The sequence below is a fragment of the Paenibacillus sp. FSL H7-0940 genome (assembly GCF_037979415.1).
Taxonomy (GTDB): domain Bacteria; phylum Bacillota; class Bacilli; order Paenibacillales; family Paenibacillaceae; genus Paenibacillus; species Paenibacillus amylolyticus.
This window is the reverse complement of record NZ_CP150280.1, coordinates 3,566,566-3,586,433: the sequence shown is the minus strand read 5'-3', so window position 1 is coordinate 3,586,433 and position 19,868 is coordinate 3,566,566. Positions and strand designations below refer to the sequence as shown.

General features: G+C 46.1%; 17 protein-coding genes. 9 read left to right on the top strand and 8 right to left on the bottom strand.

All coding sequences use genetic code 11. From position 1 onward, the window contains the following. Positions 1-65 precede the first annotated feature (65 nt). From MHB71_RS15695 to MHB71_RS15670, 6 genes are all read right to left on the bottom strand, one after another. On the bottom strand, positions 66-284 hold the full coding sequence (locus tag MHB71_RS15695) for a hypothetical protein (protein ID WP_340026881.1): 219 nt from the start codon (positions 282-284) through the stop codon (positions 66-68). Continuing rightward, entirely contained in the window at positions 281-1,126 is an 846-nt protein-coding gene (locus MHB71_RS15690) for a YrpD family protein (protein WP_340026879.1), read from the bottom strand. Before MHB71_RS15690 ends, MHB71_RS15695 begins: the two co-directional genes overlap by 4 nt. Before the next feature lie 297 nt (positions 1,127-1,423). After that, entirely contained in the window at positions 1,424-2,416 is a 993-nt protein-coding gene (locus tag MHB71_RS15685) for a 3-oxoacyl-[acyl-carrier-protein] synthase III C-terminal domain-containing protein (protein WP_340026878.1), read from the bottom strand. A 54-nt stretch (positions 2,417-2,470) separates the two neighbouring features. Next, the gene (locus tag MHB71_RS15680) at positions 2,471-2,821 is read right to left on the bottom strand and encodes a hypothetical protein (protein ID WP_340026877.1); all 351 of its coding nucleotides are present in this window, start codon (positions 2,819-2,821) and stop codon (positions 2,471-2,473) included. Between the two features lie 186 nt (positions 2,822-3,007). After that, complete coding sequence (locus tag MHB71_RS15675; RefSeq protein WP_017689521.1) at positions 3,008-3,376, bottom strand: carboxymuconolactone decarboxylase family protein; 369 nt, start codon at positions 3,374-3,376, stop codon at positions 3,008-3,010. 12 nt (positions 3,377-3,388) lie between these two features. Beyond that, complete coding sequence (locus tag MHB71_RS15670) at positions 3,389-5,020, bottom strand: thiamine pyrophosphate-binding protein (RefSeq protein ID WP_340026876.1); 1,632 nt, start codon at positions 5,018-5,020, stop codon at positions 3,389-3,391. 411 nt (positions 5,021-5,431) lie between these two features. Between MHB71_RS15670 and MHB71_RS15665 the strand changes: the two genes are divergently transcribed. Further along, the gene (locus MHB71_RS15665; protein WP_340026875.1) at positions 5,432-6,403 is read left to right on the top strand and encodes a Gfo/Idh/MocA family oxidoreductase; all 972 of its coding nucleotides are present in this window, start codon (positions 5,432-5,434) and stop codon (positions 6,401-6,403) included. Between the two features lie 179 nt (positions 6,404-6,582). Here the strand turns inward: MHB71_RS15665 and MHB71_RS15660 are convergent, their stop codons facing one another. Continuing rightward, the gene (locus MHB71_RS15660; RefSeq protein ID WP_100529464.1) at positions 6,583-8,301 is read right to left on the bottom strand and encodes a methyl-accepting chemotaxis protein; all 1,719 of its coding nucleotides are present in this window, start codon (positions 8,299-8,301) and stop codon (positions 6,583-6,585) included. Positions 8,302-8,595: 294 nt separating this feature from the next. Here MHB71_RS15660 and MHB71_RS15655 point away from each other — a divergent pair, with 294 nt between their 5' ends. From MHB71_RS15655 to MHB71_RS15620, 8 genes are all read left to right on the top strand, one after another. Beyond that, complete coding sequence (locus MHB71_RS15655) at positions 8,596-9,282, top strand: HAD hydrolase-like protein (protein ID WP_036610980.1); 687 nt, start codon at positions 8,596-8,598, stop codon at positions 9,280-9,282. A gap of 203 nt (positions 9,283-9,485) precedes the next feature. Beyond that, positions 9,486-10,376, top strand: a complete 891-nt coding sequence (locus MHB71_RS15650; RefSeq protein WP_036609885.1) for a sugar ABC transporter permease — start codon at positions 9,486-9,488, stop codon at positions 10,374-10,376. Between the two features lie 22 nt (positions 10,377-10,398). Then, positions 10,399-11,268 (top strand): carbohydrate ABC transporter permease, encoded by an 870-nt coding sequence (locus tag MHB71_RS15645; protein ID WP_051447142.1) that lies wholly within the window; start codon positions 10,399-10,401, stop codon positions 11,266-11,268. A 104-nt stretch (positions 11,269-11,372) separates the two neighbouring features. Further along, on the top strand, positions 11,373-13,124 hold the full coding sequence (locus MHB71_RS15640; RefSeq protein WP_338708282.1) for a sensor histidine kinase: 1,752 nt from the start codon (positions 11,373-11,375) through the stop codon (positions 13,122-13,124). A gap of 11 nt (positions 13,125-13,135) precedes the next feature. Further along, positions 13,136-14,740, top strand: a complete 1,605-nt coding sequence (locus MHB71_RS15635; protein WP_338708283.1) for a helix-turn-helix domain-containing protein — start codon at positions 13,136-13,138, stop codon at positions 14,738-14,740. Between the two features lie 133 nt (positions 14,741-14,873). Then, a complete protein-coding gene (locus MHB71_RS15630; RefSeq protein WP_338708284.1) occupies positions 14,874-16,271 on the top strand; it encodes a sugar ABC transporter substrate-binding protein in 1,398 nt (465 codons plus the stop codon). A gap of 68 nt (positions 16,272-16,339) precedes the next feature. Next, positions 16,340-16,675: a cupin domain-containing protein gene (locus MHB71_RS15625; protein WP_036669940.1), complete on the top strand. Its 336-nt coding sequence runs from the start codon at positions 16,340-16,342 to the stop codon at positions 16,673-16,675. Next, positions 16,672-18,594, top strand: a complete 1,923-nt coding sequence (locus MHB71_RS15620) for an alginate lyase family protein (RefSeq protein ID WP_340026874.1) — start codon at positions 16,672-16,674, stop codon at positions 18,592-18,594. The genes MHB71_RS15625 and MHB71_RS15620 overlap by 4 nt, the downstream gene beginning before the upstream one ends. Before the next feature lie 62 nt (positions 18,595-18,656). Here MHB71_RS15620 and MHB71_RS15615 read toward each other — a convergent pair whose 3' ends face one another. Continuing rightward, entirely contained in the window at positions 18,657-19,835 is a 1,179-nt protein-coding gene (locus MHB71_RS15615; protein ID WP_127544307.1) for a YheC/YheD family protein, read from the bottom strand. Positions 19,836-19,868 lie beyond the last annotated feature (33 nt).

Sequence of the window (19,868 nt, the reverse complement as noted above, 5' to 3'; positions counted from 1 at the left end):
CGAAGATTGAATAATCTTGGAACTGCTACTTTTCTCTTTAGATTTTCCCCGAATTCAATGGATAACTAAAGTTGTATGCTGACTGTTTCTTCACCAGGGCTAATATAATTTACACTTACTTTACTGGAAGGTACAGAGTGATACCCTCCGGTTTGTCCACTGCCCCAGTTATTATAGATGAGATTGCTTCCTGAATAATATCCTATAGTAATATCGTGCCAGCGCACATTTTTAATGGTTGATCCTGTATTCATGTTCTCGGGTTTTTGGCCGATAGTGGTCAACTTTTTACTCTCATCCCAGTGCCACTTTTATCCCAGCCGCTTACTCCGCTTCTTACAATCGTCGTTGTTAGTTGTTCGCCAGTTGTCGTGATTCCTGATACAGCCAACGTACATTCATTGGGATTCGTCACATAAAATTTCATATAAATATCCTGACCTGATCGATAGCGCGTATTGCTAGGTACCATGGCTCCGTTGGCCAACGTCGTAGGTGACCAGTTATCAAACGCTGTGCTGTATTGCAAACCTGCATCTATCCCATTTCCGTTAGATCCCCAGCCTCCCAGGTATACATAAGGAACATCCGTCGAAACATTACCTTTTACGTATGGGGCACCTGGAATGGTTACATAAGTACTTAACCAGTTATATCCATTATTTGAGAAAACTCTTCGATAAGGACCGGAACCTCCGCTTGGATTAGGCACTTCGGCAGTGGGCGAAATTTGTGTATCATCTTTAACGGCAGATGCTGAAAAATCATTCGTGGATATTCCAGGACCGATAAGTTCTTTTCCGGATGCACTTTGATAGATGTTGTTCTCAACCAGATCATATACTTCTGTCGTCTCTTTGAGTTCCGTCTTGTTAGAGTAAATGGCACCGTCTTCTGCGACATAGATGACATTTCCTCGATCTTCTTCGTCAAGCCGGGCCATCACGTCAGCAATTACTTCTCGCTCATTTCCCGTGATTGATGAATCGATGTTGACTTCGATCCTTTTTTTAAGTTCATTGTTCATGGTGATCGTGTCCATATTACCATCTGCGAATACAAGATTTAATGGAGTTAATAACAAAGCTAAGGATAATAAAGAAGTTAGCGATTTTCTTATCTTCAATCTAAAAACTCCCTCTCTTAAATGGAATGTGTGTTGAATAATTACCAATGCAATGTCTAACTCCGTTTAATGCAGCAGCAACTCATGATAATAGATAGCATTTGAACATAAACATCTCCTTTTATGGGTTTTAATTACTTCTAAATCATAGTTTTTGTGTAATAATATGTAAGTGACTATTTTCACAATGAAAGGTAATAAATTTTCAATGAACGTTATAGGTGGAAAATGTAGAAACAAAAAACCATCTCCAGTAGTGGTACCAGAGATGGTTTTATTGGATTTTGAAGTGTATACCTAATATTCAACCACCATGGCAACATTTTGCCATCCGGCTCCAACGGTCCAGAACAGAACTTTGTCACCACGCTGAATCTGACCGGTTGTAACCGCTCGGTGTAATGCGATGAATGGACTGCTGGTTGAGGTGTATCCGAACTCATCTCCGATATAGACGGCAATATCGTCACCAATGCCGACGTTCTCGGATACAGCCCGAATGTTACTAATGGATAGTTGGGAGAAGCAGGCGGCTTTGATCTCGTCTGGTCCAATTTCGTTACGTGCCAACAACGTACGAATGGACTCGGAAGCGGCATCCACACAGATGGAATCATCAAATGGGATGAATTTCACATGAAAGGCACCCGCATCTACACCCGTTTTGCCCAATTTCGCCAAGCCTTCTGCAGGAAAAAGAGAATTACCATACACACAGGTATCCGTCTGATAGATGGAATCAATGAAACCGACAGCATGTTCATCCCGCTCTACAATAACCGCCGCTGCTGCATCACCGAAATTGGCGAAGTATACGGGATCATCGGGACTGGCGTGAGGAGCTACGTAATCTGAGCCGATGATTAATGCCCGGCGAATTCGAGGATTGCCCAGCATCTGCCGGCTAACCTGTTCGAAAGCAGCGGTCATGCCTGCACAGTTCGCGTTACTGTCAATACAGATCGTGTGAGAAGCTCCGTTAATCAGGCGATGAATCATCAGGGAATTCGTAGGAAAGATGTATTCTGGCGTTTGGCTTGCATAAGCAATCAGATCAATATCTGCACCGGTGAGTCCGGTTTTCTCCAGTAAGTTACTGGCTGCCTCAAAGGCCATGCTTAGTGAATTTTCGTCATCGTTGTCAATTTTATAACGTGTATCACGACCAAGTGCCTGTAACAATCCACGAATATCGACACCTCTTGCATCAAAATGTTCAATATAAAAATCATTGTGCACCTTGGTTGCTGGATGATAGATATCGATATCTACAATACGAATTCCGGCCATCTTCATTCTCCTCTTGAGCGGAAGGGTGAATTCACAGCTTGTCCGCCTGGTTTATTAAGTGGTAACGATAGATATGATTTCGAGATTGTCCAGACCGACTGACCGGCCGAGCCGGGACAATTGCATTTTTAGAATCGCGTTGTTCTCGAGGGTCAACACAACTTTTTTATATTCATCTTTTTTGAACAATTGAAGGCAGCCTTCCAGAAGAGGAACAATCTCCGGAGCAGTAACATTCAACTTTTTGCAATCGATGTTCAGGTCATACTCCTTCGTGTTAATAGAAGCGATCGTATCCTGATAGGCCGAGATGGAACGCAAACCGTCTTCTTGAGAGAAAGAACCCTCCAGTTCAATGTTTAACACCTTGTTTGGAACGTCAGTCTTCAGAATGAAATTTCCCATGCTTGATCTCTCTCCTTTAAATGAGTTAAGGCTATCCTGTTAGTGGATACACAGCCCATTGGGCCTCTGCCGAAAGCTTCTAAGATGCGAGCTGGTTCGAAGGATAATTTAACCATATTATAAAGGTAGGAATGTAAAAAGATCAATAAAAAAGTCGAATCGTGTATAAAAATGTAGAAAAGTGAATTACTGTATTTCGTCCAAGGTGGCAAGCAAAATATTAAATGCACTTATAATGCGTGGAGCACCCACACAGGGTGCCAGATGTAGCAATATTCCCTTGAGCTGATCCACCGTCACTCCCACGCTCAGCGCCATTGTGTAATGAACTCCCAGTTGTTCATACTGTCCTTGGGTGATCAACGAAGAGATGATAGCAACTTCCTTCCATTGATCTGTAATCGTGGTGCGCTGAAAAATATCCCCGTACGCCGTCCCCATAATAAATTCCGACAATTCGGGAAAATGTTCTTTGATGGGGGCGAGGGCTCTTGCACCGTACTCACCAGATAGTTTCGCGAAACGGTCTAGTCCCTGAGCTACATGTTCACTCATGATATGCTCCTCCTAATTCAAATTTACGGTGCGGTGAGCTGTGGGTGGAATTTCATCTCGATCGGTCAGAAGCTCAATAACAGTTACCCGATTCAACGTCTGGGCTGTGTTCAACGCAGATGAGAATTCAGCAAGAGTTTCTGCTCGAAACGCAACCGCACCGAGAGATTCGGCAAATTTGGCAGCATCCATAGGAACTTCATATAATGTGCCATCAATTCTGCCTGTTGTTTTTTCCATTCCTTTGAGTGCCATGTCCAGTTGTTTGTTGTTAACGACAATGAAAATGACGTTCAGATTGTTGCATACCGCGGTATTGATCTCCGTCCCCAGCATCATGAAACATCCATCCCCGGTGATACATATAACGGTCTCTTCAGGTGAAGCTGCCTTTGCACCTATCGCCATACCAATGGCGTTCCCCATGCAGGCAAAGTAAGCGTCAAACACAAAGCTGCCTGGTTTCTTGACTTTATATCGCTGAACTGCATGAAATCCATGGCTGCCATCATCAACAAACAGCTTATGATCGTACGGAAGCAGATCGCTCATTCCATCTAGCACAGAAGCCAGAGACAGTTGGGGGATATCTGGTAAAGGGACAGTGTAATCCATGGGTGCCGTGGTTCTCACAGGAGTAGGGAGGTCTTCTAATGTGCCCAGCCAATATTGCAGGTTGTCCTTCAAATCACCGGTGATATGTAAGGTTTGAGCGCTCAGAATCTTGCCTACAAATGTAGGATCAGCGTCAAATTGAATGAGGTGTGCCGGGTGATGTTCAGGCTTCAGATTGCAGAGGGTCATGTCACTTAGACGTGAACCGAGTACGATATAAAGGTCACTTTGGTTCAACATGTCGTCTGCATGCGGGAAACCTCCAACACCACAAGGTCCATGGTACAAGGGATGGTCCCACGCAATCGCTCCTTTTCCACCAGGAGTAGTAATGACGGGAATGTTGAACGATTCGGCCAATTGAAGCAATTCATCATGGGCTCTGGCGCGACTTACACCTTTACCAGCAATAATTAAAGGGCGGTTGGATTGTTGAATGAGAGGAAAAATGCGATTCAGATTAGATACGCTAAGCAGAGGTTCCGGTTCGGGAATGACAATCCGGCATTGGGATAACAATTCGGTCTGTACGTCAAAAGGAATACAGAGGTGAACAGGGCCTTTATTAGGGCCGAGTGCAATGGAAAGGGCATGATTCAGCAGTGTGCCGAAGTGATCTCCACGCTCAACCAGTTTGCTGAATAGCGTAGCAGGCCTGAACATTTCGGCCAGATCAGCCAGATAAGAAGTAGAATCCTGACACTGGGGGAGCCCCAGTTCCTGAATGGATTGATGACCCGTAATAAACAGTACAGGCAGATTGTTGGCCTTTGCATGAGCTGCTGCAGTAAGCAGATTGGTTCCGCCTGGGCCGGATGTGGCAAAGGCAACGCCGAGTTTACCTGTCTGTAATGCATAACCGGATGCGGCAAAACCTGAGCTGGATTCATGACGGCCTGGAATGAACTCTAATCCGTAATCCACCATTTTCAGTACAGCAGGACAGATGGATTTACCAATAATACCAAAGACATGAGTAACGCCTAGATTACGCAGAGTTTCTGCCAAATAGTCCGCAACTGTTCTCATGCGGGACACCTCGCTTCATGAAATAGGTTATTAGAACCATACGCATATTCCATTTATTGAATGCAAGTTACTGTCTAAGGTTGTAATAGGAAATATTCATTGTTATTAGGAAGAGTATCTTTTTTTGTGGTTTTTTGTCAACCTGTTTTTGTGAGTCTAAATTCCTGATTCTTAAGTTGGTAACGCTTTAAGTATTGCTGGATAAAGTAAAAATAATTGGTTATATATCCCTGCAACAAATTACCCAATCACAACGAAGTTACAAATAATGTAAAAAAATGACTGTAAATGATGAATTTCAGCCTCTAATAGCGACTTGAAAGCTAGAGGTTTATTTTTTTTCGTATCAATGCATCGCATTCGCAATTCTTTGCTTTCTGCTATACTGGAAAGGAATTGGGAGGGGATGGAATGACAGTCATCAAGATGGCTCTGATTGGGCTGGGTAAAATGGGATTACATATGGTTCATCTAATCGAGAATACCAAGATGGACACGGAGATTGAGATTGTAGCGGTGTGTGATGCGAATGAGGACGGTTTGTCGTCTTTTGCAGCTTCTCATCGGGGAGTTAGGACGTATACGGATTACAAGCAATTGATGAATGAACATCAGATTGATCTGTTGTATATTGCAGTTCCGCCGAAATTTCATTATCCGGTTGTCATGGAAGCACTGGAGCGCAAAATTCATGTGTTCTGTGAGAAACCGCTTGCCAATAGTGTAGAAGAAGCCAAAAAGATGCTGGAGGCAGCAGAGCAGGCGGGCGTTGTTCATGCCATCCACTTCTCTATGCCGCATGAACCTTCCGTGCTGAAGTTGCAAGAGATGATTGAGCAGGGTAATGTGGGGGCCATTCGCAAAATAGATCTCATTTTGCAATTCCCGCAGTGGCCACGATCATGGCAACAGAATGCATGGATTACGAGTCGGGAACAGGGTGGATTTATTCTTGAAGTGGGGATTCACTGGATTCATATGATTCAAAAGGTGTTTGGTGCCATCCAGGTTGTTAGCACTCAGGTTCAATATCCTGAGAATGGTGACTGTGAACTAGAAGTACAGGCTGCAATGGAACTGGAAGACGGAACCCGAATTCAGCTAAACGGCATCTCTCAATTTGCCGGGGAAGAACGTGTATCCATGGTGGTGTACGGTGCGAAGGGCACGATTGCCTTGGAAAATTGGGAAGAATTGAAGACGGGCCTGGTGGGACAGCCACTTTCTCCAGTGGAAGTGCTTGAATCCGCCAGTGAATTGCCGGTTCTTAAACATGTCATTGCCCGTATACAAGGCAAACCAGCTAAGATATATGATTTTAACGATGGGTATCAGGCACAATTGGTACTGGAAGCACTACGGAACACAGAACAATCGAGATAAGAAAAGGAGTGCTTAGGTTTTTTCATATGAGGTGCCCGGTGCACCTTTTCCTGATTCAGCTCTCCTTAACACAAAGAAGCATCGCAGAGGCTCGGGTGAGTCTGTCTGCGATGCTTTTTTCCTTTGATATATGCTCATGATACAGCTATTTAGATACTCGATCAGTATGTTGATTCAGTTCAAGCCAGCTTGAATTGCTTAACCAGCTGATCAAGTGCATCAGACATTTCATTCAACTGCTTGGACGTGTCAGACATTTCCTGCAGAGAAGCAAGTTGTTCCTCCGTCATCGCAGATACTTCTTCTGTAGCTGATGCAGTATCTTCCACAACAGCCGATACTTCATTAATGGACTTCATCACAGCCTCACTACCGGAAGTTAACTCCTCGACAACAGCAGATACCTCCAGAACTTCACCACTGAGGTTATGAATATGCTGAGTAATGGTTGAAAAAGCATTACCTGCATCCTCAATGGTCCGCAACCCTTCATTCACATGTAGAGTGCTCTCATCAACCACCTGCACTGTACTTTGAACACCTGCTACCACGGTTTCCAATATACTTGTAATCTCTTTGGCTGATGTTGCACTTTGGTCTGCAAGATTACGGATTTCCGCGGCAACGACAGCGAAGCCACGTCCATTTTCCCCAGCGCGGGCAGCTTCGATTCCGGCGTTAAGTGCAAGCAGATTGGTTTGTCTCGCAATACCTGACATTGAATCTGCAATGTTGATCACTTGATCAGACATCTTCGAAATTTCATTAATGGCTTCCTGTACAGAGAGGAAGGATTGCTCAATGGAACTCATTTTACCTACAGCATTATCAATGCGCTGTTGCCCATCCACAGCAATGGATTCGGTACGAACTGCACGGCCTGCCACATCACTTGCCGAGGAGGCGACACGATTAAGCCCGTTGAGGGATTGCTGCATCGCAGCTACCATGGTTTGCGTAAGAGCAACCTGTTCATCAGCGCCTTCAGCGACACGTTCCATGGCAGTGGCAACTTCTTTTCCTGCAAGATGGCTATCAGCAACCCCTTTATCCAATCGATCCGAAGCTGTGCTCAGAATCATGGCATTGCTTTGTACGTCCAGCATCATTTGCTGCAAACCAGTGAGCATTGTATTGGCTGCCTCCGCGAGTTCACGAGTTTCGTCTTTCATTGGCGTAGCGATTCTCAGTGTCAGGTCACCATTGGAAGAACCGATGTCATTTAATGCCTGCTTTACGGTACGAATGTTTCTAACAATGGCACGTGACAGGACCAAAGCAGTGATGAACGAGATAATGGCCACAACGATAAGTGCCCCATACAGTTCCAAGTTCAGTAGTGTGTTTTTTTGCTTCAGTGCTTCTGTACGGTTATCGGTTAACGTATGCTCGTTGGTTCGAAACGTATCGAGAGCAGTCCGAATCTGGTCCATGTCTCTTTTACCTGGATCATCTGCGAAAAAATCTCGAATGGCCTGTGTATTATTGGCTTGGCGAAGGGCGACCATAGGTTCACCAGCGACCTGGACCCAGTTCTCCATATTAGTATGTATGTCTTCCAAAAGTGCAAGTTGAGCCGGATTATCCGAAATTAAAGCAGCAAGTTCATCTCTGAGTGTAATAAGTTGCTCTTTTCCTTGGGTGTAGGGATCGAGATAGTTGTCCTGACCCGTGATGATGTATCCGCGTTGACCTGTTTCCATATCTACCATGTTTCTTTCGAGTTCATAGGTGAGGGCGTGTACCCTCATATCGTGATCGACCAGAAAATCCAGTTCCCGTTGGAGCTGACTTGTGCTGTTCTGAATCAGCAGGATGCAACCAGCCAGTACAGCCAGTACGAGTAAATATCCTAATCCGATCTTATAAAAAATCTTAAAGGTCTTTCGCTTTTTCATGTTTGTTATTCCTCTCTATGGGGTATATGTAGTTGTCGAAAAAACCGGAAATTTGATAATTGTAGGTCTTTAGATTAGGTGTCTAAAGCACTATTTTTTAGTATTATACGTAAATAAACTTCTTTTGTATATAGTTTGTTTAACTATAATATAACGTTTGGTTAATGCTGTATAAGGTTGGGGTTGATGATGTTTTACAATCGTTGGTTTACACGTTCAAACGTTATGTTTATCATGGGAAGGGAACGATTCCAATTACATATACAATATCCCAATCCGAAAGGAACATTGGACATGAATAAAGAGAAGGTATTGCTCAAACCGGAAGCGATGATTTTTGACATGGATGGTACGCTGTTCCAGACAGAGACCCTGTTGTTGCCAGCTTACCAGCAACTATTTGATACATTGCGTGCCGAAGGGCACTTTGAAGGAGAAACTCCACCCGAGGAACGGATGCTGGGAAGTTTGGGCATGTTGCTCGAAGATATATGGAAAGTGGTTATGCCTGAGGCGTCGGAAGCGGCACATCGCCGTGCAGACGAACTGTTGCTTCAACTGGAGATTGAGGGGCTTGATCAAGGAGGTTCCCAATTGTATCCTGGGGTGAAAGAAACGCTGCAAGCATTAAAACAACAAGGAGTGCGTCTTTTTGTTGCAAGTAACGGGCTGGAGGACTATGTGAAGGGTGTGGCGTTTGCACACGAGATTATGCCTTTCTTTGAAGGGGTATACAGTGCAGGCCAGTACAAGACTCCTTCCAAAATTAATCTGGTGCAGATCCTGCTTGAGAAACATCGTATTCAGGACGCATGGATGGTAGGGGATCGCTCTTCTGATGTGGAAGCGGGTAAAATGAACGGTCAGGCGGTCATCGGCTGTGCCTATGCCGGGTTTGGTCGTGATGAGGAGCTTGCAGGCTCAGATGTGCTCATCTCTGATTTTACAGAACTGCTGCGTCTGTATGATGAAGCAGAGTAGCTTCTACGTTGCATACGTATCCTGAGATTTAAGATTACGAACCACATGAAATGAACCTGTATTCAACGGAAATTCGTTGAATACAGTTTTTTTTGTATGGTCATGCAGTCACATTCTCCCCTGTAGAAAGTTGATTTCCCTATCCCGCCTTCCTCCATATTCCCTCTATACTTCATTCAAAAGCTATAGGGGGTCCGATTCTGGTGAAACCATCCAAAATACATGCCTATATATTCATCTTTCCAAGTCTTTTTTTAACTGTTGTATTCGGGATCTATCCGCTGTTATGGGCGCTGCGTTACATGTTCTATGATTATCAAGGCATTGGGACGCCGGTCTTTATCGGGCTTGATAATTTTGGACGCATTTTGCGTGACGGCCAATTCTGGGATTCTGTAGGCAACACGGGTGTGTATGCCCTGGGCAAACTCGTCGTTACAATTCCATTATCGTTAACTCTGGCGATTATTCTGAATCGTAAATGGAGAGGGCGATCCCTCTTTAGGGCGATCTATTATCTTCCCACTATTTTTAGCGCTTCGGTCATGGCGATTGTATTTTTTATTATTTTCAACTCCTATAACGGAATATTGAATCAATTGCTGCTTAAGTATCATGTGATCTCCGAATCCATTAGCTGGCTGGGGGCTGAACATGCCATGTTAACAACCATCATCATCGCCATCTGGGGGGCTGTGGGCAACTATATGTTGTTGTTCATTGCAGGTCTACAGAGCATTCCTGAAGAGTTATATGAGGCGGCATCGCTGGATGGAGCGAGTGAGTTTCAGAAACTGCGAAATGTAACGATTCCGTTGCTGGGTCCTGTCTTGCAGATGATCATCATGCTGGCAATTACCACGGCGCTGAAAGGTTACGAGAGTATTATGGTGCTGACCGAAGGGGGGCCGTATGGCAAAACAGAGGTGATGTATCTGTATTTGTTCAAACTGTTGTTTCCCGTGTCGGCTGACACCCAATCACTCCAGCAGCTCGGTTATGGCAGTGCAGTCGGTTTCACAACGGCTCTCATCGTAGGGGCTGTGACGCTCATTTACTTCCGTATATCCAAAAAGCTCAATGATGTCTATTAATCCCTATCAGGAGGAAACGATGATGACTCAAAACGTGCTTGCGCCCTCAGGGTCTCCCCAACTCATTCGCTGGACCAAACGAACGGTACTTTGGTTGTTTTTGATCGCAATCGCTCTGCTGTCGCTGTTCCCCATCATACTTGTATTGCTCGGTTCCTTCAAAACAAACCAGGAATTGACCGGAGGAGCTACCATCTGGCCGAAGATTTGGCAGTTCTCCAACTATGCTCAGGCTTGGAAAACCGCCAATTTTTCGGGTTTTACCATTAACAGCGTGTTTGTTAGCATCAGTACAACAGTTGGCACACTGCTGGTAGCTTCGATGTCAGCCTACGCTGTGGATCGAGTGAATTTCAAAGGGAAAAAGGGGTACACCCTGCTCATGGCATCTACTCTGTTTATTTCCATAGGCGCGGTTGTGCTGCGTCCGCAATTTGACCTCATGGTCAAGCTGGGGCTGAATACCACGTTGTGGGGCGTTATTATTATATTGATCAGCGCACACGCTGCCACATACTTTATTCTGATTGGTTTCTTCAAGAGCATCCCGCGCGAACTGGATGAAGCGGCGATGATTGATGGCTGTAATTTCTTCACCACCTACTGGCGAATTATTCTTCCGCTCCTGCGGCCTGGACTCGCCGTTGCAGGTCTGGGTGTATTCCAGAGTTCATGGAATGAATATATTCTTCCTTTTGTGTTCACCATGAGCAATCCGGACTTGCAGACTTTGCCGGTTGGGTTGGCTAATCTGCGATATGGCATCGGAGCTGCTGCTGAGGTCCAACTGATGATGGCCGGAGCCTGTCTGTCCATTTTGCCGCTGCTCATCGTTTATATTTTTGCCAACAAATCATTCATGCAGGTGACCTTGGGAGCTGTGAAAGGATAGGCGTGAGCACAATCATGGAAACGGTTTTACGGGTTATTCCACTGTGCTATACTCATTTTAATTCACAGCGGATGGGCCAAGCCGTGTTCAAGGAGCGAGCGCCGATGATATTCAACTTTTATAAAATGTCCCTGAAAAAAAGAATACAGCTGCTGTACATTTTTCTCGTTGTCTTGTGCATCAGTGTGACCGGGATATGCTCTTATCTCTTTGCTGCACGAAGCATTGAGCAGAATGCACTTGAACTGAAACAAAGCATTCTGAACAAATCAGTGCAGGTTATGGATGAACATCTGAGGCACATTGTTGTATCCTCTTTTTCTTTTATGCTCAATGAAACGTTCACCCAGGTCATGAAGGACGTGGGAAAAAATAACACATCTCATTATTATCAGAATCTCTCGCTGCTGCAAACATCGTTTGCTCAATTGAAGCTCGTAGAGCCACTGATTGATACCGCATATCTGACAACACCCATCGGTGATTTTTTCTCGACCAAAGATTTTCCGAATCACAATAACTCATTCAACAAGGAATACGGACGCTACGTGAAGCTGCAAGGCTGGAATACGATGTGGTTTGGTTCACATCAGAGTGAATTGTTCCAATCCCAAGGAAATGTGTTATCTCTGTTGCTCAAACCTATTGTGATCGATAATCATACCTATTCGAATGTATATATGGTCGTCAATATGAAGGAAGAGGCGATGCGAGACATTCTCACGCAGGATCTCATGAATAACCAGATTCAACTGTTTTTGCTGCACAAAAACGGAAATGAAGTCATTCGGCCCAGGTCCCGAAATTACGATTTCATTATGGAGCCTGACTTTACCCAACAGTTTAGCCGTGGCGATGCTGGGGATTTTACCTACAGGAACGCTCAGGGGGAGGACATGCTTGTTAACTATTCGGCATTGTCGATGAACGAGGATTGGGTCATGGTAAGTGTACAGTCCAAGGCTGACTTGTTGTCCCCCCTCCAAAAGATACGCTGGCTGATCATCCTGATCATGTTGTTTTGCATTTTGCTCGCACTCGGGTTGTCCAAGCTGCTGGCCTCCGCTCTGTTGAAGCCACTGAACAAACTGCGACGCTTGATGGTTGAGGTGGAGTCCAATGATCTGGATGTACGGTTTCGCAGCAAGTATGACGATGAAGTCAGCGCTGTAGGGCATCGTTTCAATCGGATGTTGGACCAGATTCAGATTCTGTTTGGAGAAGTACGGACAACGGAGCAAGACAAACGGCGGTTTGAAGTCAAGGCGCTTCAGGCGCAGGTTGATCCTCATTTCCTCTACAATACGCTTAATACGATGTTCTGGAAAAGTGAGAGCGGAGAGAAGAAGGATGTAAGTGAGATGATCGTCTCCTTATCCTTGTTATTCCGTCTGGGCCTGAATGATGGGAAAGACATCACCAGTGTGGAGCAGGAGATCAAACATGTCGAACAATACATGCAGCTTCAGCAAAAATGTTACGAGGATCTGTTCGTTTATCGGATTGAAGTGGGGGACCCGTCTTGTTACGCTGTTGATATTTTAAAAATATTGCTCCAGCCCTTGGTCGAGAATTCCATCCTGCATGGATTCAATGACAAAGAAGATTTGGGTGTTATCCTGATCCGCATTGATCGTCAGGGTGACACACTACGGCTGGAGGTGGCTGACAATGGATGTGGTATGGATGTAGCCAGCATCTATGCTGAGGATGTTCCTGACGGGGGACGCAAAGGTTATGCCCTATCCAATCTCCATGGCAGATTAAGCCTGCACTATGGGGATGTGGCCTCAATTGTATTTCATAGCAGTACAGATGTGGGAACAACGGTTGTTATCACGATTCCGATCACCTGAGGAGGGGCAGTATGGGCCAATTGACGATGTGTGTTATGGATGATATCCAGGCAGTTGTAAAGGGCATATCTTCGACTATTCCGTGGGAAGATCATCAGGTTCGGATTGTAGGCACGGCGGGCAATGGAGAGCGCGGTTGGTCCTTGTTGCTGGAGCAGCAACCCGACATCGTGATTAGTGATATCAGGATGCCCAAGCTGAGCGGGCTGGAGCTAATGAAGCGGGCATTGGATGCCGGACTGCGAGCCAAATTTATTTTCATCAGTGGTTATTCGGATTTCCAATATGCACAGGAGGCCATTAAGCTTGGTGCATCCGATTATTTACTCAAACCGTTTACCCCTGAAGAAATACTCGGTGCGGTGTTGAAGGTAAGACAGGTAATTACGGAAGAGCAGGCACAGTGCAAGCAGTTGGAACAGTTGGAGCAGAAGGTGGAGAGCAGCAGCCAGTATGAGCGTCACAGCTATCTACTGGGCTTGTTGCGTCATGAAATCGGGGGTTTCCTGAATGAAAGTCGCTGGAACGAACTGCATATTGATCTCGATTCCTCCAATCTTCTCGTCATGGTTATCGAGGTGGATGGTTATACGCGATATGGATACACGATGCATCTGGATGCCGAAATCGTTCCTTTTGCGGTTCAAAATATTGTTGGAGAAACCATAAACCGCTATACCAAAGGCGTTGTTTTACGGGAAAACCGATACCGGCTCGCAGCCATATTGAACACACCAAGCCAGATCGACGTCTCCGAGCTACTGGAGCAATGCCGCCAAAATGTGGAGCGATTCAGCAAAAAAACAGTCTCGATTGGTGTCGGTACGATTGCACGCAGACCACAGGAAATCTGGACGTCCTACGCACATGCAGATCAGGCGATTTCCTATCGCTTTTACAGTGAAGGCAATTGCATTCTCCAGTATGCTGAACTGGAGAATCAGGCATGTGTGGCTCCGATATATCCTCTGGAGAAGGAGAAAGAGCTTTTTTATGCCCTGAAATGTGGTAATGAGAGCACCTGTCACCGCATCATTGATGAAATTCTCGAAGAATGGCAGGTCTCCGAAGGTTTTCCCGAGCCACTCACGATGATTCGTTTACTGTCTGGACTGGCTTTTGCCATCTACCGTGCCTTTTGTGATGAGATTACAGCAGAGGAACGCTTGCGTCTGGAGGCCGACCTGACAGTGCTTGAGGCGATGCGTTCCTTGACGTTTGAGGGCTGGAGGGGATATATCAAACATTTTAGCAGTATGGGTTGCGAGATTATGGACAAAAAACGACTCACTGATGTCAAACAGGCGATTAGCAAAGCGCAGGAATATATCAGTCTGAATCTTGCAGAAAATCTCACGCTGCATGCCTGTGCCCAATCCGTGCATTTAAGTCCGAGTTACTTTGCCAATGCCTTCAAAAAGGAAACGGGCATAACGCCGATTCAATATATTACTAAGATGAGGATGGAAAAAGCCAAAGAGTTGCTGGTTGCAGGTGTACAGGTGCAAGAGATCTGCCAGAGGCTGGGTTATGAGGACAGGCCTTATTTCAGCGGTTTGTTCAAGAAATATTGCGGCATGACGCCAACCTGCTTCAGGCAAATGTATGAGAATTGAAACCGATACGGATCGTCATTTTTCCCACCATGCAAAGTCAGAATGTCCCTCACCTCCATGAAAGCGTAGCGATTATCATTACGTTAACGGATAACCAAACGGGTTGTCCAGACAAGCATAAGGGGGCATATCAATGGTTAAAAAGTGGATGGTGACTACGCTAAGTGCATTGCTGGCGCTAAGTTTAGCAGGTTGTTCTGCTGACAGTGGTACTTCGGCAAATAGCGAATCGGGGACCAGCGGGGAGAATGCCGGAGGGAAAACCAAAATCATATATTGGACACCGGACCGCCATGATGCTGATTTTATGAAATCCAAGATCGATGAGTTCAACCGGACGAACAAGGACAACATTGAAGTGGAGATGACCGTGATGGGGGACAACTATCCACAGGCGGTCGATATTGCTTTTGCCAGCAAGCAGGCACCCGATGTGCTGCAAGTTAATGATTTTCAGACGTATTATCAGAAGGGGTATCTCGCCCCGATCGATGGATACATGAGTGATGAGATGAAGGCCGTATTTAAAGACAGCTTGATTGAAAATAAAAACACGATTGATGGAAAAATATATTCCCTCCCCAATACAGGGCAGGTCTGGCGGCTTGTGTATAACAAAGATATTTTCAAAAAGGCAGGGATCGAGAGTCCGCCAAAAACGTTGGCTGAGATGGTTGCGGATGCCAAAAAAATTACCGAAGTTGGTAAAAGTGAAGGCATCTATGGCTTTGCCAGCCCATTCAAGAGCAGCAGCGGCTTCTGGAGAGCAGCCAATACGATTGCAGGTGCAAGCAATAATGTGGGTATTGATGGTTACAACTACAAGACTGGTCAATTTGATTTTGGGATGTACAAGGATATCGCAATGGCGCTTCGTCAGATGAATCAGGATGGCAGCATGCTGCCAGGGGTTGAAAGTCTGGACATCGATCCACTCAGAGCCCAGTTTGCTCAAGGCAAAATCGGAATGTACATTAACCACTCCGGTGAACCAGGTGTATATAAAGATCAGTTTCCTACAAAAGAAAATTGGGCAGCCGCTCCTGTACCAACTAATGATGGAACGATCAAGGGCGCTTCACAAGTCATCGGGGGCTCCTACATCGGCATCAATGCAGATTCTGCCAACAAGGAAGCGGCATGGAAGTTTATGGAGTATGTGTACAGCACAGATCTTCAGAGTGAGTATTACGAAAAAGGATACGGAATCTCACTGATTCCTGCTGTACTAAGCTCTGACAAAAAACCAAGCATTCCGGGCATTGAAGGTTTCCTGCCCAAACGATATGATGCCATTTTCCCGGCAAATCCAAGTGTGGTGACCGAGAGTTCACTGGAAGGCACCAAATGGGGTGAGGCTTTTTCAATCTTTGTATTCACGGGTGGCGATCTCGATGCTGTGATCAAGGATCTGGATACAAGGTATAATGCAGCTCTGGAGAAAACCAAAGCGGCAGGGCTGACCAACATAACTGCTGATCCTTCGTTTGATTCTTCCAAACTTCAGGGTAAATTGTCCACAGAAGACTAATAAACGTTCATAGCGGCCGTGGTTTAACTACTTCGGTCGCTTATTCACAAGGAAAGGGGAAAAGCAAAATGATTATTAATCATGCGTCTATCGATGCACATATCGTGAACGAAACGAGTTCCCGGAAGATCTTGGGTATGGGCGGTACATTAATGATGGTGGAGGTTACCTTTGCTAAAGGTGGTATTGGAGAAGTTCACTCCCATGATGCGCACGAGCAGGTCAGCTATATCGTCAAAGGCAGCTTTGAGGTACAGGTCGGTGAAGAAACTCGCATCTTAAAAGCAGGGGACAGCTTTTATGCCGGTTTTAACGTCCCGCATGGGGTCAAGGCACTGGAGGACTCCGTCATTCTGGATGTGTTTACCCCGTTCCGTCAGGATTTTCTTGAGGCATCCCAATGAGCGATTTTTACCTTTCGGCAACGGATATGCAACGGGCTGCCCAATATTATGAAAAACATTTTCCGGAAGAAGCCCGAAATTCGCTCGCGATTGCCAATCGTGCCATCCTGAATGAATTTATCGTTCCTTATACCAACGATCTGAATCGCTGGATTCCGATGGGGACACCTGTGGACTGGCTTCACAACCCGACAAATGATCTGGAGTTCACATGGGGCATCAATCGACACTGGCATATGCTCGATCTGGGCAAGGCGTATCTGATGAAGGGCAATCCGCTATATGTAACAGCATTTATTGACCACTTCCGTAGCTGGAGACAGCAAAACCCGGTACCTGTAAATCTGGTTTACGACGAGGCTGTGTTCTTTCAAAAACCCGGTCCGTGGCGCCTGCTGGAGACGGGACTACGTGTGCAGTCCTGGATATCGGCATATAAATATATGGAAGCGAGTTCACTGATAGACGAAGGCTTTCAGGCGGAGTTTCGACAAGGTCTGGACGAGCACGCCGAGTTTTTGACCCGTTACCTCGGCAGCACGGAAATCAATCATGCCATTATGCATATGCAAGGGTTGTTCATGATTGCTACGTTCTACCACCAGCACCCGCGAAGTCCACACTGGCGTCAAGTGGCGATGGAACGTCTTGAGCTGTGTTTGCTGCATCAGTTGGGTGAAGAGGGAATACAGGTTGAACTGACAACACATTACCACAATGCCAGCATCGAAATGTTTGGCACCCCTTATCGGTTGGGTGAGATTTCAGGACATCCTTTCTCGGCATGGTATGCCCGCTGTCTACGCCAAATGGCCGCATTTACTGAGGCGCTGATCCGACCAGATCATCAGTCTACCGGTATTGGTGATTCGGATTGGGTTGGAGATGGACGACAACGACTGACCCTGCTTGGTGCGATCCTGGACGATGATGATTTGATGGCTCGCGGAACGGATAGCTCGGAGTGTCTCTGGTTGCTGGGTGTGGAAAAATATGAGCGCTGCCTCAGACTACAGGCTTCTTCTTCTCCGGTGTTGTCGAGCCGAGCCTTTCCGCAGACAGGATATTATGTCATGAGGGACAAGTATCAATATCTTTTTTTTGATGCGGCTGCCATGGGCGGAGCACACGGACATGCGGATGCGCTGAATGTGGAGTGGATGTGGAAGAACCAGCTTTTCTTCACGGACACCGGACGTTATACGTATGAAGAAGGGAAATGGCGTCGGTATTTCAAAAGTACGCGGGCGCACAATACCGTCACGGTGGATGGTCTGGATCAGACACCTTATCTCTCCACACAGCAATGGGGTGAACCGGAGGCTCAGGCCACAACGCTACGTTGGGAGAGCAATGACAGCTATCACTTCATTGATGCTTCACAGGATGGATATACACATTTGCCAGATCCAGTTACACATCGTCGGTGGATGCTGGCAGGGGTGGAGATCCCTATACTATTAATTGTGGATTGGCTGGAGGCAGAAGCAGAGCATACTCTGGAGCAACGTTTTCACCTGCATCCGCAAGCGGATATTGCGTTGAGAATGAATGAAGCTGGAGAAATGACGGCGGATATGAGCTATGAGGCATCTTCCATAACGCTGACGATGCAATGGGTTACGGCAGGCATCGGGAAGGGAGCCTTCGCGTTGACGGAGCAGCCCGGCTGGGTATCTGAGGTGTATGGTTCCAAGTCGGAAACATCGGTCATCCAGGGCAAGACTGATTTCTCGGGTAAAGTGGGTATTCTGACGTTGTGCCTCCCCGCGGATCATACAGACCAGGTTACACGTGTAACCACATGCCAACTGGAACCTGACCTGATGAGATTGGCATTATCTTATGTGCAAGGTGAGGAAAAAAGGTATATTGTGATTGACAACGACACGCTGCAATGGTCGAAAGAACAGAAATAAAAACAGTGAAGCAGGAGCAGATGCTCGCACTTGGCGAACATAGACTCCTGCTTTTTCTTCACTCACTTGGCTTTATTTTTTCTTTTTACTCTGGGTGATTTTTGCGTAACGGGCTTGGGACTGGCTGGCTTTCTGGCCGTTCCGGGAGGTCTGTTGCGATATACCCATAAGGCATACTCCAGCGGCTGAGTGATGGCTTTATAATAGATTTCCCGCTCCCCGATGCGAGCGAATACTTCACGTGCAGGTTTGGGGTTAACTTCAAGCAGGTAGATACGCCCGCTTCTGTCAATCGCCAAATCCAGTGCCAACTCACATAGGTCCCCATACGTATCTTCCAGAAACGAAGCAACATCAATGCCGAATTTCTCTGCAGTTGTGTTAATTTCTGCCCGGAGGTCGTCATCTTCGATCCATTGCTTCATGAGTCGGTCCATCGCTATTGCCTGACCGCCGCCATGCAGATTGGAGGTTACGCTTTTTTCTGCACCCATGCGTCCAGCACATCCAGTAAGCTCCCATTGTCCTTCTCCGTTCTTCTGAACGAGCATGCGATAATCATGCACACGTCCATTCGGAAGCTGAAGTTGAATGCCCTTTTGTACAAGATACTTGTCTTTCATGTTCCAGTGCTGGAGCAACGCGCCAAGTCGTGATAAATGAACTTTACGTGGAGTGATGATACGACGCTTCTGATCCCGCCCTTGAACAAGCACTGTATTAGCCTCGCTACTGCTGCGTTCAATGCGCAGAATACCACGTCCGCCTGTTCCATTAATGGGTTTGAGATAGACCAGAGAAGAAACTTTAAGCATCCGGTTTACATCGGACATATCCTGAAATAGAGCGGTTTCCGGCAGGTGTTCACGAAAGTTAGCTTTTTGCAAAAGGGTCTGGTGGATGGTCCATTTATTGCGCAGTGGCCTGTTCAGAAAGAGCAGATGCCCATATTTCTCACGAAAAGCAAGCAATTGCTGAAACCTTCGGTTACGCTGTATCCGGCAGCGATCAAAGATCAGGTCCGGGAATGATCGCCACTCCCTGGACCAGCCTTTTCCTTCATGAAAAACCATGGCTTCAATTTGTTTGCCGCCGGGGTGTACGTCGGCTGGTGTGAATACATAGATATCGAGTCCCCGCTTGCGCCCTTCAAGAATCATTCTGCGATAAACGCTTCGTTCTTCAAGAGCGCGATGTTCATTTAAGTACAACGTCATAATGCCCAGAACAGGTGAGGACACAAACAATCACCTTCTTTTTGCAGTATTCCTGTC

Excerpts from the sequence above, each read along its gene's own strand:
- MHB71_RS15675 (WP_017689521.1), bottom strand. The coding sequence starts at position 3,376 with ATGAGTGAACATGTAGCTCAGGGACTAGACCGTTTCGCGAAACTATCT.
- MHB71_RS15685 (WP_340026878.1), bottom strand. The coding sequence starts at position 2,416 with ATGGCCGGAATTCGTATTGTAGATATCGATATCTATCATCCAGCAACC.
- MHB71_RS15635 (WP_338708283.1), top strand. The coding sequence starts at position 13,136 with ATGGGCCAATTGACGATGTGTGTTATGGATGATATCCAGGCAGTTGTA.
- MHB71_RS15620 (WP_340026874.1), top strand. The coding sequence starts at position 16,672 with ATGAGCGATTTTTACCTTTCGGCAACGGATATGCAACGGGCTGCCCAA.
- MHB71_RS15630 (WP_338708284.1), top strand. The coding sequence starts at position 14,874 with ATGGTTAAAAAGTGGATGGTGACTACGCTAAGTGCATTGCTGGCGCTA.
- MHB71_RS15670 (WP_340026876.1), bottom strand. The coding sequence starts at position 5,020 with ATGAGAACAGTTGCGGACTATTTGGCAGAAACTCTGCGTAATCTAGGC.
- MHB71_RS15680 (WP_340026877.1), bottom strand. The coding sequence starts at position 2,821 with ATGGGAAATTTCATTCTGAAGACTGACGTTCCAAACAAGGTGTTAAAC.
- MHB71_RS15660 (WP_100529464.1), bottom strand. The coding sequence starts at position 8,301 with ATGAAAAAGCGAAAGACCTTTAAGATTTTTTATAAGATCGGATTAGGA.
- MHB71_RS15625 (WP_036669940.1), top strand. The coding sequence starts at position 16,340 with ATGATTATTAATCATGCGTCTATCGATGCACATATCGTGAACGAAACG.
- MHB71_RS15640 (WP_338708282.1), top strand. The coding sequence starts at position 11,373 with ATGATATTCAACTTTTATAAAATGTCCCTGAAAAAAAGAATACAGCTG.
- MHB71_RS15655 (WP_036610980.1), top strand. The coding sequence starts at position 8,596 with ATGAATAAAGAGAAGGTATTGCTCAAACCGGAAGCGATGATTTTTGAC.
- MHB71_RS15645 (WP_051447142.1), top strand. The coding sequence starts at position 10,399 with ATGACTCAAAACGTGCTTGCGCCCTCAGGGTCTCCCCAACTCATTCGC.
- MHB71_RS15665 (WP_340026875.1), top strand. The coding sequence starts at position 5,432 with ATGACAGTCATCAAGATGGCTCTGATTGGGCTGGGTAAAATGGGATTA.